General features: G+C 45.7%; 16 protein-coding genes. 8 read left to right on the plus strand and 8 right to left on the minus strand.

All coding sequences use genetic code 11. The features are described from left to right. Nucleotides 1-42 precede the first annotated feature (42 nt). The 4 genes from DCO17_RS02305 to DCO17_RS02320 are packed head-to-tail and all read left to right on the plus strand — an operon-like array spanning nt 43 to nt 3,731. Nucleotides 43-1,278, plus strand: coding sequence for a molybdopterin molybdotransferase MoeA (locus DCO17_RS02305; RefSeq protein WP_173956676.1), 1,236 nt, complete (start codon nt 43-45; stop codon nt 1,276-1,278). Nucleotides 1,279-1,296: 18 nt separating this feature from the next. Next, a complete protein-coding gene (gene moaD / locus DCO17_RS02310) occupies nt 1,297-1,554 on the plus strand; it encodes a molybdopterin converting factor subunit 1 (RefSeq protein WP_173955199.1) in 258 nt (85 codons plus the stop codon). 1 nt (nt 1,555) lies between these two features. After that, entirely contained in the window at nt 1,556-2,017 is a 462-nt protein-coding gene (gene moaE, locus DCO17_RS02315; protein ID WP_173955200.1) for a molybdopterin synthase catalytic subunit MoaE, read from the plus strand. Between the two features lie 43 nt (nt 2,018-2,060). Next, nucleotides 2,061-3,731, plus strand: coding sequence for a carboxylesterase/lipase family protein (locus DCO17_RS02320; protein WP_173955201.1), 1,671 nt, complete (start codon nt 2,061-2,063; stop codon nt 3,729-3,731). Nucleotides 3,732-3,797: 66 nt separating this feature from the next. Here DCO17_RS02320 and DCO17_RS02325 read toward each other — a convergent pair whose 3' ends face one another. Beyond that, nucleotides 3,798-5,429: a SulP family inorganic anion transporter gene (locus DCO17_RS02325; protein WP_173955202.1), complete on the minus strand. Its 1,632-nt coding sequence runs from the start codon at nt 5,427-5,429 to the stop codon at nt 3,798-3,800. 4 nt (nt 5,430-5,433) lie between these two features. Beyond that, nucleotides 5,434-5,835, minus strand: a complete 402-nt coding sequence (locus DCO17_RS02330) for a DUF2177 family protein (protein WP_173955203.1) — start codon at nt 5,833-5,835, stop codon at nt 5,434-5,436. Nucleotides 5,836-5,921: 86 nt separating this feature from the next. On the opposite strand from DCO17_RS02330, the gene DCO17_RS02335 reads away from it, so the two are divergent. After that, on the plus strand, nt 5,922-6,362 hold the full coding sequence (locus DCO17_RS02335; RefSeq protein ID WP_173955204.1) for a universal stress protein: 441 nt from the start codon (nt 5,922-5,924) through the stop codon (nt 6,360-6,362). Nucleotides 6,363-6,453: 91 nt separating this feature from the next. On the opposite strand, the gene DCO17_RS02340 is transcribed toward DCO17_RS02335, so the two are convergent. Beyond that, nucleotides 6,454-7,797 carry a M23 family metallopeptidase gene (locus DCO17_RS02340; RefSeq protein WP_173955205.1) on the minus strand — a complete coding sequence of 448 codons (1,344 nt, stop codon included), beginning with the start codon at nt 7,795-7,797 and terminating at the stop codon, nt 6,454-6,456. Here DCO17_RS02340 and DCO17_RS10470 point away from each other — a divergent pair. Further along, nucleotides 7,796-7,936: a hypothetical protein gene (locus tag DCO17_RS10470; protein ID WP_173955206.1), complete on the plus strand. Its 141-nt coding sequence runs from the start codon at nt 7,796-7,798 to the stop codon at nt 7,934-7,936. The genes DCO17_RS02340 and DCO17_RS10470 overlap by 2 nt on opposite strands. A 70-nt stretch (nt 7,937-8,006) precedes the next feature. Then, a complete protein-coding gene (locus DCO17_RS02350) occupies nt 8,007-9,143 on the plus strand; it encodes a mandelate racemase/muconate lactonizing enzyme family protein (RefSeq protein WP_173955207.1) in 1,137 nt (378 codons plus the stop codon). 84 nt (nt 9,144-9,227) lie between these two features. On the opposite strand, the gene DCO17_RS02355 is transcribed toward DCO17_RS02350, so the two are convergent. From DCO17_RS02355 to DCO17_RS02370, 4 genes are all read right to left on the minus strand, one after another. Then, nucleotides 9,228-11,240 carry a TRAP transporter permease gene (locus DCO17_RS02355; RefSeq protein WP_173955208.1) on the minus strand — a complete coding sequence of 671 codons (2,013 nt, stop codon included), beginning with the start codon at nt 11,238-11,240 and terminating at the stop codon, nt 9,228-9,230. An 87-nt stretch (nt 11,241-11,327) separates the two neighbouring features. Beyond that, nucleotides 11,328-12,278 carry a TAXI family TRAP transporter solute-binding subunit gene (locus tag DCO17_RS02360; RefSeq protein ID WP_173955209.1) on the minus strand — a complete coding sequence of 317 codons (951 nt, stop codon included), beginning with the start codon at nt 12,276-12,278 and terminating at the stop codon, nt 11,328-11,330. A gap of 32 nt (nt 12,279-12,310) precedes the next feature. Next, nucleotides 12,311-13,237, minus strand: a complete 927-nt coding sequence (locus DCO17_RS02365) for a dihydrodipicolinate synthase family protein (protein ID WP_173955210.1) — start codon at nt 13,235-13,237, stop codon at nt 12,311-12,313. A 12-nt stretch (nt 13,238-13,249) separates the two neighbouring features. Further along, a complete protein-coding gene (locus DCO17_RS02370) occupies nt 13,250-14,179 on the minus strand; it encodes a 2-hydroxyacid dehydrogenase (protein WP_173955211.1) in 930 nt (309 codons plus the stop codon). 88 nt (nt 14,180-14,267) lie between these two features. Between DCO17_RS02370 and DCO17_RS02375 the strand changes: the two genes are divergently transcribed. Beyond that, nucleotides 14,268-15,209 (plus strand): 3-hydroxyacyl-CoA dehydrogenase family protein, encoded by a 942-nt coding sequence (locus DCO17_RS02375; protein ID WP_173955212.1) that lies wholly within the window; start codon nt 14,268-14,270, stop codon nt 15,207-15,209. Here the strand turns inward: DCO17_RS02375 and DCO17_RS02380 are convergent. Beyond that, entirely contained in the window at nt 15,202-16,404 is a 1,203-nt protein-coding gene (locus DCO17_RS02380; RefSeq protein ID WP_173955213.1) for an MFS transporter, read from the minus strand. The two genes, DCO17_RS02375 and DCO17_RS02380, sit on opposite strands and share 8 nt — an antisense overlap. Nucleotides 16,405-16,418 lie beyond the last annotated feature (14 nt).

Here is a 16,418-nt window from a genome sequence, read left to right on the forward strand (position 1 = left end):
AGAGATAAGCCAGTAATAAGTATTGTTATGACTAAGCCACCCATGTTGACTGCGCAGCAGGCTTTAGATCATTTGCTCTCCTATGCAAAGCCTGTTCATGAAAATGAAAATGTCCCAGTGCAGGCCGCTTTAGGTCGTGTGCTCGCTGAAAACGTTCAATCTTTAGTAGATGTTCCGCCTTTGGATAACACTTCGATGGATGGATATGCGGTTCGAACTGCGGACACCGCTTCTTCTGTCCAGGTGTTGCGAGTAGCGCAGCGAATTCCAGCCGGTTCTGTTGGCAAACAGTTAGAGCCAGGCACGGCGGCACGCATATTTACTGGGGCACCTATTCCTCCGGGTGCTGATGCGGTAGTGATGCAAGAAGATTGCACCATCCCAGAAGGGGCTGTTGATCAAGTACAAGTAAATACGGTTCCTACGGCTGGGCAATGGATACGCCGTCGCGGTGAGGATCTGAGTGCTGGTAATACGGCATTGACTGCAGGTATTTTCTTGCGACCACAAGAATTAGGGGTGGCCGCTTCAGCTGGCCTAACCCATTTGAATGTAAAGCGACGTGTGAAAGTTGTCGCTTTCTTTACGGGAGATGAATTAGCTCTTCCTGGAGAGCCATTAAAACCTGGTGGTATTTACAACTCCAATCGCGACACCTTATTAGCTTGCCTTCGTGCTTTAGGTTGCGATGCTAGTGATTTGGGCATTGTTCCTGATCGTTTAGATGCGACCCGAGAGGCATTGCGTCATGCAAGTAAAGACCATGATCTCATTATTACTTCCGGTGGAGTCTCAGTTGGCGAAGAGGATCACATTAAGCCTGCGGTGACTGCCGAGGGTAGATTAGATCTTTGGCAGATTGCAATTAAACCTGGCAAGCCTTTGGCTTTTGGTGCGGTTCGTAAATCAGAGCAGGCTAATGGCGGCGTTGATGGTGAAGCCTGGTTTATTGGATTGCCTGGTAATCCAGTCTCCAGTTTCGTTACCTTCTTATTGTTTGTAAGACCCTTTATTTTGAAGTTACAAGGGCGCGATTCCATTGCAACGCCTTCCTACTTTGTGCGTGCTGATTTTGATTGGTTAAAAGCGGATCGTCGTAATGAATTCTTGCGCGTCAAAATGAATGAGCAAGGCGGACTTGATTTATTCCCAAATCAAAGCTCTGGGGTTCTCACCAGCGCATCTTGGGGTGATGGACTGGTTGATTGTCCTCCAGGGCAGGCAATTCACAAAGGTGATCTGGTGAAGTACATTCCTTTTGATGCACTTCTCAAATAATCGGTTTACGATTAATCCATGAAACTCGAATTACGCTTTTTTGCTTCTTTGCGAGAAGTCTTGGGTACATCGCAAGAAGCCATTGAGATACCAGAGACGGTAAAAACAGTATCCCAACTTCGTGTGTACTTAATTGCGCGTGGTGGAGTTTGGGCTAAAGCCTTTGCAGAAGGAAAGCCATTGCGCTGCGCCCTTAATCAAACGATGGTCGATGCTAATACTGCCCTGAAAGACGGTGCTGAGGTGGCATTTTTCCCTCCAGTGACCGGAGGCTAATGTGACTCAGTCATTGATCCGCGTACAAGAAAACGACTTTGATGTAAGTGCCGAGATTGTAGCGCTTCGAAAGGGTGACCCCAGAGTCGGAGCAGTCGTTACTTTTCTCGGTACCGTGCGTGATTTAAATGATGGCAGTCAAGTCAAGGAAATGACCTTAGAGCATTACCCTGGCATGACTGAGAAAGCCCTTAAGGAGATTGTTACGCAGGCTAAATCTCGCTGGGATATCTATCAAACTCTAGTTATTCATCGTGTGGGCCCATTGTTACCGGAAGATCAAATTGTTTTGGTTGCCGTCACGAGTGCGCACAGAGGTGAGGCATTTGCCGCTTGTGAGTTCATCATGGATTACCTAAAGACTGCGGCCCCGTTTTGGAAGAAAGAAGAAACCCCTGAGGGTGGTCGTTGGGTAGATGCTAGGGTCGCAGATGAAACTGCTATGGCTCGCTGGAAAAAGTAATTAATCATCTTGGTAGACACAAATTTATTTTTGGAAATTGCAAATGAAAAAAATCCTTGTACTCCTTACATTTTTTGTTAGCGCTATAACATTCAATAGTTTTGCTAATTCAGAGCGACCAGTAGTTGCTGTAGAAACTGGCTCACTGCAAGGCGCTACCGAATACAACATGAATGTATTCAAAAACATTCCATATGCTGCCCCGCCGGTAGGTGATTTGCGTTGGAGACCCCCTCAACCAGCGGCTACTTGGAATGGTACGCGTGATGCGAGTCAGTTTGGTGAGTCTTGCCCGCAGCCTTATGTGAAAAATCTAAGTACAGGCCTAGCTTTGCCAGGTAACGAAGATTGTCTAAAACTCAATGTGTTCACTCCGCAAAAGCCTGTCAAGGATTTGCCAGTCATGGTTTGGATTCATGGTGGCGGGTTATTGGTTGATGGCGCAAGGGATGCGCAATTTACGCCAATTAATTTAGTTAAGAATGGCGTTATCGTTGTGACCTTTGATTACCGCTTAGGTTCATTAGGTTTTTTTGCTAGTAAGGAATTAATTGCTGAAGCTAAAGCAAAAGGTGAGCCTGTTGGTAATTACGGCACCATGGACCAAATCGCCGTTCTCAAGTGGGTAAAGCGCAATATCGCTGTATTCGGTGGCAATCCAAATAATATTACGATCTTTGGCGAATCAGCTGGTGGCCGAAGCGTTACTTGGCTCATGGTCTCAGATGCAGCTAGAGGCTTGTTTCATCGTGCGATTGCCGAGAGTGCTCAGCAAAGTCCTATTCGTGGCATGACTGAAAAGCGTTTAGGTATGGCGCCTGAAACAGATATTTCCGCAAAGCTGATGTCAGGAGTTGGAGCAAAATCTTTAAAGGAGCTCAGAAGCCTGCCTACTCAGAAGTTAGTGTTGACAGCAGCTGATTTTGAAAAGGGTGAGTTTGGTGGCCCATTTATTGATGGTCAGATTCTTAAGGGTGATCCCATTCCTTTGTTCGCAGCCGGTCAACAAGCTAAAGTGCCTTTCATGATTGGCACCAACTCTTGGGATTCTAGCTTTTTAGTGCCAGGCCAACCTTCTATGGCAGGTCTTGCCAGGATGCTTCGTGAAGATCCAAAGATTCTGGCGCAGTTATATGGTAATGCTCAAGATAAGTGCATTGCTTCTTCCGATGCCATGGGCGATATGTTCTATAGAGGAAGCACCAAGCTGTTAGCCGATAGTATGAATGGCATTGCCCCTGGATATGCCTATTACTTCGATTACTTAACTAAGAATATTCGCGCTGCATATCCCGGTGTGCCACATACTTTTGAGATTAGTTATGTATTTGGCAGTTATCCATTAATGCCGCAGGCGCCAATGGTCGCTGAGTCCTCAGCAAATCGCTGTGCACGTATTGAGCAGGCAACCATGGATTTGAAGAAAAAGGGAGTTTGGTCAAAATATTGGTATCCCATTACCGATAAAAATGACCCGCAAGATATTGCTATGTCTGAAAAGATGTCTGCTATTTGGGCGCAGTTTGCAAAAACAGGAAATCCAAATATGGACGGTCAAGCCAATTGGCCTGTCTATAGCCTGAAGTCAGATGTGATGCGCAGTTTCTCAGAGAGCGACGAGACAATTACTGGGTTGCTTAAAGAGCGTGTTGATTATCAAATGCTACATCTAAGAGAAATTTATTCGCTAGAGCGGCTGAAGAGTGCATTTTAATTAAACCCATCAAAATCTCTACCTTCGCAAACTAAGCCACCATTACAGGTGGCTTTTTTACGCTTGCTAGGAATGTGTTACAGCGGCAATTCCGGAAACTAGATCTGGATATAAGCAATCGGATTCTAGGGTCTGTAGGTAGCCACTGCGTTGCGCCATTCCATAGGGCTGGTGGTCAAGACCGCAGATGATGAGTTTGATATTCCGAATTTTGCATAAATGCGCTAGTTCGGTAATGGCTTCCATTCCAGAAGTATCGATGTAAATAACGTTCTTTAAATCCAGAAGCAATATTTGTGATGGCAGCTTTTGCTCAATTTTCTCAAGCAGTTTTACTGCGCCAAAAAATATTGCACCATAAATACGGTAGGCATCAATTCGGCCTTGATGGTTTTCTAGTGCTGGATAGTGTCGAATATCAGCTGGTTCGCATCGTGACAAACTGGATATGCGATAGATGAAGGTAATAAAAGCAAAGAGCAATCCCACTTGGACTGCGACAGTAAGGTCTAGGATGACCGTGAGCAAAAATACACTCAGAATGGTAAGGCGATAGGGCAAGCGAAACTGTTTGAGATCAACAAACTTACGCCACTCACCCATATTCCATGCTACGTACATCAGAATAGCTGCCAGACTTGCCAAGGGAATGTCTTTTGCCAGTGGGGCGGCAAACAGCACTACCATCAATAGCGCGCAAGCATGCACAATTCCGGCGATTGGTGTTGTTCCGCCACTTTCAATATTGGTGACTGTTCGGGCAATCGTGCCAGTTGCTGGCATGCCACCAAAAAATGGGCTGACCAAGTTAGCTATACCTTGTGCCATCAGTTCTTGGTTCGAGTCATGACGATCATGAATCAAGCCATCAGCAATTCGAGCACACAGCAGGGATTCAATTGCGCCAAGTAGAGCTAATGTCAGGGCGGGTGCGATCATGTATTGCGCTGTGTCCCAACTAATCGGAATCCATTTAAATTGGGGCAGACTTGATGGGATGCCGCCAAAGCGACTACCAATGGTATCTACTGGTAAGTTAAATAAGCCTGTGACTGCGGTGGCAATTGCCATTGCTACAACTGTGCCGGGAAGATGGCCAAGCCAACCTAATTTTTTCTGAATAAGTTTCCAGATCACAATAATGACCAAACTAGCGCCAGCAAGACCTAGAGCAATAATATTGACGGTATCTGCGGCGGCATAAAGTGCCTGCACCATAGGGAGAAATTGTGCAGGCATTTTCTCAATGGTGAGACCAAAAAAATCTTTGATTTGAGAAAGACCAATTAAACAAGCAATGCCGTTGGTAAAGCCAATGATGACCGCGATGGGAATAAAGCGCACCAAAGTTCCTAACCTGAAAACTCCCATCAGAAATAGAAGTACTCCAGACATTGCGGTAGCAAGCATTAAGTTTGGAATGCCGTAACGCTCCACAATGCCGTACACAATCACAATAAATGCACCAGCTGGTCCACCGATTTGAACGCGGCTTCCACCCAGAAGGGAGATGAGGCCCCCGGCAATAATCGCGGTAAAGATGCCTGCTTCGGGTTTGAGGCCGCTCGCAATCGCAAAAGCCATCGCCAGGGGCAGGGCAACAATGCCAACTGTAATTCCGGCTAATACATCTTTAGTAAAAAGACTGCGGTTATAGCCTTTAAAGGAGTCCAGAATTTTTGGGTGAAAAATGATCATGGATTTAAGGGAATCGATTGCCTACCCAATAGGCGATACCAGAGCAAAGGGCGGTCACAAAAGATCCCCAAGCAATATCAATCAATGCTAGCTTGGTTGGAAAGTTTCGAATGACAGCAAGACTGGTAAGGTCGTAGGTCATGTAGCAGAATAATCCAAATAAGGCACCGTATATCAGGGCATCAGTGCACGACTGTTTTGATAGGGCTGGGCCTATGACAAAAATACAGACCCCAAGGGCATAGATCAAATAGAAGGCCAAAGCTACCGTGAGCTTGGGTTCGCCAGCCATCAAGTCACCCATTTCATCGCGATATAGGTTTTTTGCGATTCCTAGCAGCCAGACTAAATCGACCGTCAATAGGCAGACTAGAAACGATAGGTAGATCCCAAAATATTTGAGCAATTAATTTACCTTTTGATCTTTTATAGGCGAATAATAAGCATTATGATGGAAAGAGTAGATTGGTAGTTAATTTAAAGGAGATTGGTATGTTTAAGCATTTATTGGTGCCGGTAGACGGTTCAGATATCAGTAAAAAGTCGCTCAAAAAGGTGGCTGAACTTGCTAAGGCGGATGGCGCGGCCGTTACTTTAGTTTATGTTTCCGATCCTCTTCCGCCTTTGGTCTACTCCGACAGCACCATGGGTTATGGAATTTCCGCTAAAGAGCACAAGAAAGTTTGCGAAGCTTATGCCAAGGATGTATTTAAAAAGGCAGCAACCGCTTTAGGTGCTGCTATTAAAGCAAAGACTTTGCATATTGCAAACACTAATTTGTCTGAAGGTATTTTGGATGGTGCCAAGAAGTCTAAGGCCGATGTGATTGTGATGGCATCTCATAAGCGTACAGGCATCAAAGGTATCCTATTGGGAAGTGAAACACATGAAGTGATTGTGCACTCTAAGTTACCGGTATTGGTATTGGGTTAAGTCGACAAGTTCTCTGAAGTACTAAAAATAAAGGGGTTCATATGAACCCCTTTATTTATTTGATCTTTCAATCTATTTGCATGCTGATCACTTAGCGCGTAATCGGACTTCCTAGTAGCAAAATTTCTCTCGTTAGCTGGCCACTTTCGTTGTCACGCATCGACCATAAATCTAGTTGAGTTTTTGAGCCATAGGGGTCAACGTAGATACCATCTTTTCTGAGTTCAAAGTGAAGATGAGGTCCTGTTGATCTGCCAGTTGAGCCAACGTAACCAATTTCAAATCCTCTTCTCACTTCGTTGCCCAACTCCAGTTCATTGTTGTAGTTGCTTAGGTGTGCGTAGTAAGTGTGATAACCACCAGGATGCTCTAAAACAATCAGGTTGCCAAAAGCCCCGCTGTAACCAAGGTGCACCACCTTGCCATCAGCAACGCTAAATATTGGCGTTCCGATGGGGGCAGCATAGTCAATACCCATGTGGGCGCGATAGCGTTGTTTCGCTTGGGTTGGCTTGGTAACTGCGGTATTAGTTTTTGGCCGCTTCACACTGCCTGCGCGAACCATACCAACACCACGAGAGATCCGTCGATAGCTAAGTGGATTGGTCCAGAATGAGCGCTCTAGTGCTTCACCATTGCCAGTGAAAAATGCGCCAGGTATGTCATTACGGCTCACCCAAAATGCACTTGAAAAGATTTCATTGTTGTTTGGGTCAATAATCTCGGCAGCCCAAATTTGTGCCCATCTTTCGCGATCGCCAAAATCAACAATTAAACGAACAATGCTATTTGTGTTTTCAAGAGAATTATTGTCTTCGGGGTAAATCTGCTTGATGATGGAGTTCAACTCCCACACTAATTCCACTGGTAATTTATCGCCCAATTTACGTTGGTCATATAAAACTTCCTTGAGGGGCACCCGAATCTCAGAGAGGTTTTTGGATTCATTCTTTAATAAATCTTGTTGAAGTAAAAAGCCACCAAATGCAGATGGCGTGAAAGTCCACACTTCTGTTTTGCTATCCTGAATAGGGCCATTCATGATGCTCAGGGAGTCAAAGCGATTGCGAGTGGTAAAAGCAGCAGCGTAAGGAATGCAATCTCCACGCATACGATCGAAGAATGCTTTTGTCTGGCTTTTGAAAAACTCTGAAAATTGACGGTTGTCGATCCCAATTGAAGTCGGAAGATTACCCTCATTGAAGTTACGTCGTAAGCAACCCTGAACTACTCGGTAATCTAAGTTGGCATCATTATCAAGAATGAGTTCATTCGAATTTTTTCGTTGAAAGAGCTCTGGGTTTAAGCTCATGCTGGAACTTTTGGTATTTGCTCCAGCAGATTTGTCTTTAAACCCAATTTGCTTGGTGCTTTGAACGTTCACCTTTTTGCGGGGCTGGTTTGTTTGAGATTGCGCCAAGGGGCTGAAACCCATGGATATACCTATTAATAGACAGGCAATGGGGCGCTGGAATCTCTTCACAAGCCGAGTTGTAGCTAAAGCATTTTTGTTCACCCCATCATTATCTAATAATGTTGTCGATCAGATTAAGAATTATGTTGTGGCGCAATAAATTCAGTGGCTTGGCCACAAACTGACTATTTCAATACTGGATACAATGTTTTTTTCAAAAAGGAGTTTAGATGCCGATCATTGAATCAGTCCAGGTTGCATCAGTAGCGGTGCCGCTGGATAAAGTCACCTCATTTTCAACTCGGACCGTATCCGAGCGTCACTATTGTCTTGTTAAGGTTCGTGGCAAAGATGGCAATGAGGGTATTGGTTTTTGTTATGTTGGTAGCGCAGGTGGGGATGTTGCCAGGATTGCGGTTGAGCAGCTTTTAGCTCCCAAGTTGATTGGTCAAAATAGTCATCGCAGCGAAGGCTTGTGGATGGAAATGTATAACGAATCCATTTTGCAAGGGCGTGCTGGTGCGGTAATGCGCGGTATCTCTATTTTAGATACTGCCTTGTGGGATTTAAATGCCCGTGCTGCTGGTTTGCCGCTCCACCATTACTTGGGGTCCGTGGTAGACGATCGTGTGCCTGCATATGCTAGTGGTGGCTATTACCTGGATGGCAAAACTCCCGCAAAACTCGGCAAAGAAATGGAGTCATATGTAAAGCAGGGCTTTAAAGCGGTAAAGATGAAGGTAGGAAGGCTTTCTCCGGTTGAGGAAGAGGCTCGTGTAAAGGCTGCTCGTAAAGCAATTGGTGAGGATATTTTGCTGACTCTCGATGCCAACAATGCTTGGCGCGATTTACCAACAGCGCTGGAGTATGTCAGACGCTTTGAGGCTTACAACCCGTATTGGATCGAAGAGCCTTTCTCGCCAGACGCAATTGATCTGCATGCTGCTTTAGCTCGTCAAACTACTATCAACGTTGCAACTGGCGAAATGGAAGCAGGGCGTTGGCGTTTTCGAGAATTAATTGATGCAGGTGGCGCTGCCATTTTGCAATCCGACGCAGCTGTATGTGGCGGTATTACGGAATGGCGTCGTATCTCCGCTTATGCGGATGCGAAGGGTATTACTGTGTGCCCACATTGGATGCATGATTTACATGCTCCACTAGTAGCTGCAACTCCAAACGCAAGGTTTGTAGAGTTTTTCTTGGATGATCAGGTATTAAATTTCCGTCGTTTAATTAACAAGCAGCTGACCTTCAAGAATGGCGATTTGATCTTGCACAAAACGCCTGGCTTAGGCTTTGAATTCGATGAAGCGGCTATCAAGAAGTATGCTGGTAAGGATGCCTGGAAGAAGATTTCGAAATAATTCGTAATTATTCAAACTCTAAATTCTTAAACAATAAAGCCCGCGATTTTTGGTCGCGGGCTTTTGTTTTATCAATAAAACAATTTATACAGATTTAGGCCGTAGTTTGAAATGTTGAATGGTTTGGGTGATGATCACTAAAGCAAAGCCAATGAAACCAACGAGATCCGCTTCGGTAGATGGATAAGCCAGCGCTACGCCAGATGCAACCATGATGACCCGTTCGAAGACTTTAGTCTTTTCAATAAACCAACCTTGTAATCCACCGGCTAGGCAGATGATGCCAACCACGGCTGTAAATGACACCCAAGCAATTTGCATCCAATCGGCTTTTTCTAGGGCGTCAGTAGAGCCCATCAAAAGGAGGCTTACCCCAGACTTGTCCAAGACAAACATAAAGGGAACCAAGATCGCTGGAGCAACATATTTCCAGGTCTGCAAGGTGGTTTTATAAGGATTGCCTTTGCAGATTGCTGCTGCTGCAAATGGAGAGAGCGCAGTCGGAGGGGATACCTCAGACAATACGGCGTAGTAAAAGATGAACATATGGGCTGCAAATGCTGGGACGCCCAAGTTAATGAGGGCGGGCGCTGCAATCACTGCGCAAATAATGTAAGAGGCAGTTACAGGCACTGCAAGGCCGACAATCCAAACAACAAGTGCTGTGAAGATAGTGGTGAGAAGTAATGAACCGCCTGCGTACTGAATCACAATTGAGCTAAATTTCAAGCCAAGACCAGTCAGGGTAACGGTGCCAACAATGAGGCCTGCGCCAGCACAAGTTGCTGCAATTGCTAGAACACCTGTAGAGCCTGATGCCAAAGCCTTAGTTAGATTGGAGTTATATAACCCAGAAAGAATTGGCTCTTTCCCTTTAAACCATGCCCATGGAATGATGGCGGTATCTTCTCGTAGCATGCTGGACAGTGCCGAGACAACGGTTGCCCAGAAAACAGCCATTACTGGGGAGAAGCCCAGCAACATAAATACCACGATAGAAATCAGTGAGAAGAAATGAAACCAATATTTCTTAGTGAGCTGCCACGCAGTTTCAACAGATTCAAAATGAATACTCTTCATTCCATATTTGCGTACATCGATTTCTACCATGACGAACAAGCCTAGATAGAACAAGATGGTCGGAATGGTGGCCATCAAGAGAACATCGAGGTAGGAGATTTTGAGGAAGTCCGCAATCAGGAATGCAGCAGCACCCAATACTGGCGGTGAAATAATTGCACCTAATCCACCTGCGGCTAATAACCCGCCGGCTGCATTTCTTTCGTAACCCACTTTTTCTAACATTGGCGCGGCAACCGAGCCAACAGTAACTGTGGTTGCAACACCAGATCCTGATGGACCGCCCAACAAGAAGGAGGACATCACGATGGTTCTGCCAACGCCTGAGGACTTGCCACCCATCGCCGCGAATGAGAAGTCGATAAAAAATTTGCCTGCACCAGTAAATTGGAGAAAGGCGCCAAAAATAGTAAAGAGAATAATCAGCGTTGCGGAAACATCTACGGCTGTTCCGTAGATGCCTTCCAGCGTCATATACATATAGCCTACTAGGCGATCGAGATCGTAGCCTTTATGAGTCCATGGTGCTGGCAAGTAATTTCCAAATAGCGCATACAGCAAGAACAAGATAGTGACGGTAACCAAGATCATACCGTTCGTACGGCGGACGCTTTCAAGGATGAGCAAAATTAGGGCGATTCCCACCATGACGTCTGTTGGGTTAGGTGCCGTGTTGCGATCCATGAAGTCATCGCCACCACTGAGTATGTAATACGAAATCGCGATAGATCCAAGAGCAAACACAATATCCCAGGGCATTAGGCGATTCTTAAAGCGAGCTGCGATTGGGAAGCTCAAAAAGACTAGGAATAGAACTAGTGCAACGTGAATAACCCGTAATTGCTGGGTTGGCACGATAGAGTAAGCGGCATATAGGTGAAACAGAGACATACCGACCGCAACCAAGGTGATGAACTTGGCTAATAAACCTTTGTAGTCATTAGAGTCACCTTCCTCTTGCTTGATAAACGCATCTAGCTTTTCTTGTGTTTCGTTATCGATGACGTTTTGATTCATGTCTCAACCTATAAATTGTAGTTTTTGTATGTTTATGAACTGCTTTAAATCAAAAGGGGCGAGATTAACTCACCCCTTGTTTCTCTTTTAGTTAACTTTGACGTTCTTTTCTTTGTAGTACTTTAGAGCGCCTGGATGGAAGTCAACTGGCGATGCTTTTGCCTTCTGATTATCGAGGCTCACATTCATATATTCCTGGTGGGTGCGAACCAGATCCAGTTTGTTGTCAAAAATGGCTTTGGTAATTTTGTATGCCTGATCGTCTGGCATATTTGCATTGACCACCAAGATGTTTGCCACAGCTGCGACTTTGTTGTCCTTCGCCATACCGCTATAAGTTGCCTTTGGAATGAGGGCATCAAAGTAAAGGTTGCCATATTTTTTATTCATGGCGGCTACTTCAGCATTGGTATCAATCATCACAATTTTAGTGCCGGGAGTATTGGCAAGATCGGTTACTGCCGCAGTAGGTAATCCACCAACCCAAAAGAAAGCATCAATCTTGCGATCTTTTACAGCGTTTACAGACTCGGCTACGCTAAGACGCTCGCGCTTCACATCTTTATCCTTATCTAGGCCAGCCGCTTCAAGTAGGCGGAACGCCATTACTTCTGTTGCGCTTCCAGGGGCGCCAGTGCTAATGCGCTTGCCTTTTAGGTCTTTCATAGACTTAATGCCAGTTGAGTCAACCGTTACTACGTGCATTAAGTTTGGATATAGAACTACTAAAGTTCTGAGATCCACTTTCTTGCCATTGAATTTGCCTTCGCCAACCTGAGCATCTTTAGCAGCGTCTGCCATAGAGAAGCCAACATATGGCTTACCACTGCCGATGAGATTAAGGTTGTCTACAGAGCCGCCAGTGACTTCCGCTGTTGCGGACATACCAGGAACCTTGTTTGATAGAACAGCGGCCAAACCGCCACCCATTGGGTAGTAAACGCCGCCAGTTCCACCAGTAGCGATGGAAATATTTTGTGCTTGGGCGCTCATCCATAAAAAGCTAAATGAGAGCGCAATGACTTTTAATAATTTCATATTGATGTCTCCTAAAACTGAAATGAACTAAATTAAAGACCAGGCATGCTGAAGTTGATTTGCTTTAACTCGCTTATCAACTGCGCTTGTTGCTCAGAAGTGAGCTGCATGAGTGGTGGGCGAACACGCAACCACTCTGAATCATTGCTGAAATGCGCTACAGCAGTCTTCATGCCGGCAATCATTTGATACTTAGCAAATACACTACGCACTTTATCGAGGCCTGCTTGGCGCTCATCAGCGTTAGACTCTCTCCAATGTGCTGCTAGATCAGCGATCGCATGTGGATTAACGTTCGCTGTTGCGGAGATACAGCCTACGCCACCTGCACGCAGAGTGCGCATAAGGAATACTTCGCTACCTGCATAAACACGGAATCCAGTCGGCGCTAGTAGTTTGATTACGGATTCGGTATAAGCCCAGTCTCCAGAGCTATCTTTCATGCCCACTACAGTTTTTGGATACTCTTTTGACAAGCGCTCGAGCAAGGAAAGGCTGAGATTGATTTTGGTTACAGGTGGAATGTTGTAGATATAAACCTGAAGCGCGTCGCTGCCAACTTTCTGAATAACTTCAGAGAAGTAAGCGAACAGACCATCATCTGTTACGTCTTTGTAATAAAAAGGAGGCAGCATTAATACGCCAGCGCATTTCAGGTTAACCGCATGACGTGTCATATTGACTGTTGCGTCAATGGAGGTAGCGCCAGTACCAGGCATCATATGACCAGGATTTAAGCCGCCTTCTATTAGTGCAGTAAGCGTACTCATTTTTTGCGGAGCTGACATGGAGTTTGCTTCAGAGTTTGTGCCGAATACTGCTTGGCCAACTCCATTCGACTCAAGCCATTTGCATTGCTTTAATAATTTTTGGGCATCTGGGTTGCCATCAGCCTTAAATGGCGTGAGTACTGGTGAGAGTACTGCTGGCAATGTAGAGGGATGCAAGGTAAGGGGCATGCTGACTCCGATTTAATAATGAACTTCTGATAGAAGTGGTTGTTGTGTAAAGAAAGCCTCTAAATTATCTACTGCTAATTTGGTCATTGCTACCCGTGTTTCCGAGGTAGCACTACCGATATGGGGTGTTAATAGGACATTATCAAGTTTTAGAAACTCAGGGTTTGGGTTTGGTTCGTTATTAAAGACATCGAGCGCCGCCCCTGCGATCTTTTTATGTTGCAGTGCATATAAAAGCTCAGACTCGTTAATAACGCTTCCTCGGGCAATGTTGATCAAAAATCCACTTGGTCCGAGCGCTTCTAGAACGGCAACATTAACTAGGTTGTCCGTATCTGGAGTTGCGGGGCAAGCTAGGAAGACCACATCGCAAGCGCTGGCTAGGTCTTTGACATTGGGGTAATAGGTGTATGGCACTGGCTTAGGGTTTGGGCCAGAGTAAGCGATTTGAACCTTGAATGGCTCTAAGCGCTTTGCAAGGTCTTGACCAATGCGCCCCATACCCACAAGCCCAACCTTTTTGCCTGCCAGGGTGGTGGTTAATGGGAAGAGCCCTTTTGACCATGCCCCACTTTTGACATGTTCTTGGGACTCTGGAATGCGACGCATCAGGCTGAGCATCATGCCAATAGCAAGTTCGCAGACCGCATCGTTAAGAACCCCGGGGGTGTTGGTGGCTTTAATGCCTTTTGACTTCAAGTATTCCAGAGGGAGATTGTCGTAACCCACGCCACATGTAGACACCAAGCGAATTGTTGGGATTTGTTTAACCAAGGCCTCAGGCAGTTTGGTATTAGAGCGAACTAGGATAGCTTCAAAATTGCCAGGCGGGGGTGGCGCAGAGGGGTCTCCATGTTTGGTAGGGCTAAAGCGTCGATCAATTTCCGCTTGCATAATTTCGGGGAAATGACCGACCTGTAACACCGAATTGACGGGAATCATGGTTGTCTCAAATTTTTATTGGAATAATGACCTCATTGTATGAGGAATTTTAAAAAAAAGAGGCTTAAGCCTCTCTAGGAGAATATTCATGTTATTTACCCCAGCAGAAACCAAAGTAGTCGTTGTGGGAGGTGGGACGATGGGTGCCGATGTGGCAGCGGTTTGTGCTCGTGGCGGCTGCGCAGTTCAGGTGGTGGAACCAACAACAGAGCGTCGCGCTTTATTGCCTGATTATTTTGTCAATACCATGACCGAGTTGGGTTACGAGAGTCGCATTCATTTGTTATCAGTTGCGGGAACGCTCGAAGAAGTCGATTGGTCTGATATTGATTTAGTAATTGAATGTGTGCCTGAGCGCTTGGATATTAAGCGCGAGTTGTTTGCGAAATTGGAAAAATACGCAAAACCAGAAGCGGTATTAGCAAGCAACAGTACAAGCTTTCCAATTAGTCAAATTGCTGAAGGTTTAAAAACTCCAGCTCGCATGATTGGCTTGCACTTTTTTATGCCGGCACATTTAATTCCCTGCGTTGAAGTCATTTATGGCGCAAAGACGTCACCTATGGTTGGCGATAGTCTTACCCGCTTGATGACAGCATGTGGCATGGTTCCTGTAACCGTGAAAAAAGATTTACCAGGCTTTTTGGCTAATCGATTGCAACACGCCTTATCGCGTGAAGCATTTGCTATGGTGGACGCTGGCATTTGCACGCCAGAAGATATTGATAAAGCGGTTCGTTATGGCTTTGGCTTCCGCTATATCGCTGCAGGCCCAGCCATGCAGCGCGATCATGCCGGTCTTGAAATCCATGCCGCCGGTGGCACGACGATCTACCCAACTCTCAATAATTCAGCGACGATTGCGAAGTGCTTGAGTGATCGAGTTGAGAGCGGCAAGTTTGGCATGAAGACTGGTGAAGGTTTTTATTCTTGGACTTCCGAGTCAATTAAAGCAGAACGTGAGCGTTATCAAGATGCTTTGCGTGAAGGCCTGAAAATTATTCAGAAAGAATTGCCAAAAATTAAGTGATGTCGCGAATGTGGAAGTTATGCAAATTTGGCGCAAGTTTATAGGTGATTAATACCACTGCTAGCGTAGCGACACCGCCAAAAATAATCGACGGTACTAAACCTAAGAGGCTAGCTGCGATGCCAGACTCGAGGGCGCCCAATTCATTTGATGATCCGATAAAAATTCCATTGATTGCGCTGATGCGACCACGCATATTGTCGGGTGTTGTGAGTTGCACAATACTGCTGCGTATCACTACAGAGATAGAATCGCAGCAGCCCGAAGTGAATAAGAAAAATGCGCACGCCCATAAATGGGTAGACAGGCCAAAGCCAATAATCGAAATACCAAAGCCGGCGACCGAAAATAGTAGATATTTCCCCGAGTCATTGAGGATGGGGCGCGTGGCAAGATAGATCCCCATAAGGACGGATCCTGCAGCAGGCGCGGCACGCAAAATGCCAAGAACTTCAGGCCCTGCATGAAGAACATCGCTCACAAAGGCTGGGAGTATGGATACGGCGCCTCCAAATAGCACTGCGAACATATCAAGCGCCATAGTGCTTAAGATGAGTTCATGCTTTCTGACGTAATCAAACCCCTGCATAAAGCTTTTGAGAAAGTGCGTAGTTTGTGCTGACTTTTCCCTATGCGCTTTGATCAAAGTAACGCCATAAAGACTGATGAGTCCACAAAAGGCTGCTAAGGCATAAGTCCAGGTGAGATTGGTAAAGCCAATCATGAGGCCGCCTAAGCCAGGTCCAGCTACTACGCAAATTTGGAAGGAGGCATTGCCATATGCCATGTATTTCGTGAGTTGCTCGCGCGGAATAATCTGGCCAAAGAGCGCTTGGTAGGATGGGCGCAACAATGCTCGAGCAATACCAATAAAGCCAACTGCTGTGTAGATCAATGGCACAGGTGGAGATACCCAATCCAATGCGATGGCGCATAAAAATAATGCGACGAGCACGTGAATAATTGCGGCGATTGCGGAGATGACTTTGCGGGAGTAGTGGTCTACCGCATGACCCGAGTAAAGCGCTAAAGCAAAGTAGGGTACGAGTTCCGCAAGGCCAATCAGTCCTAACGAGATTACGCTATGAGTAATTTCATAGAGATGCCATCCAACTGCCACCATCGTAATTTGATAGCTTAGGGTGGCGCCAATACGGTAAATCAACAGGGTTTTAAAGGCTTTGCTCGGGCTCATTTTTAATGAGTTTA

Origin of the sequence: Polynucleobacter tropicus (assembly GCF_013307225.1) — a bacterium.
GTDB lineage: Bacteria > Pseudomonadota > Gammaproteobacteria > Burkholderiales > Burkholderiaceae > Polynucleobacter > Polynucleobacter tropicus.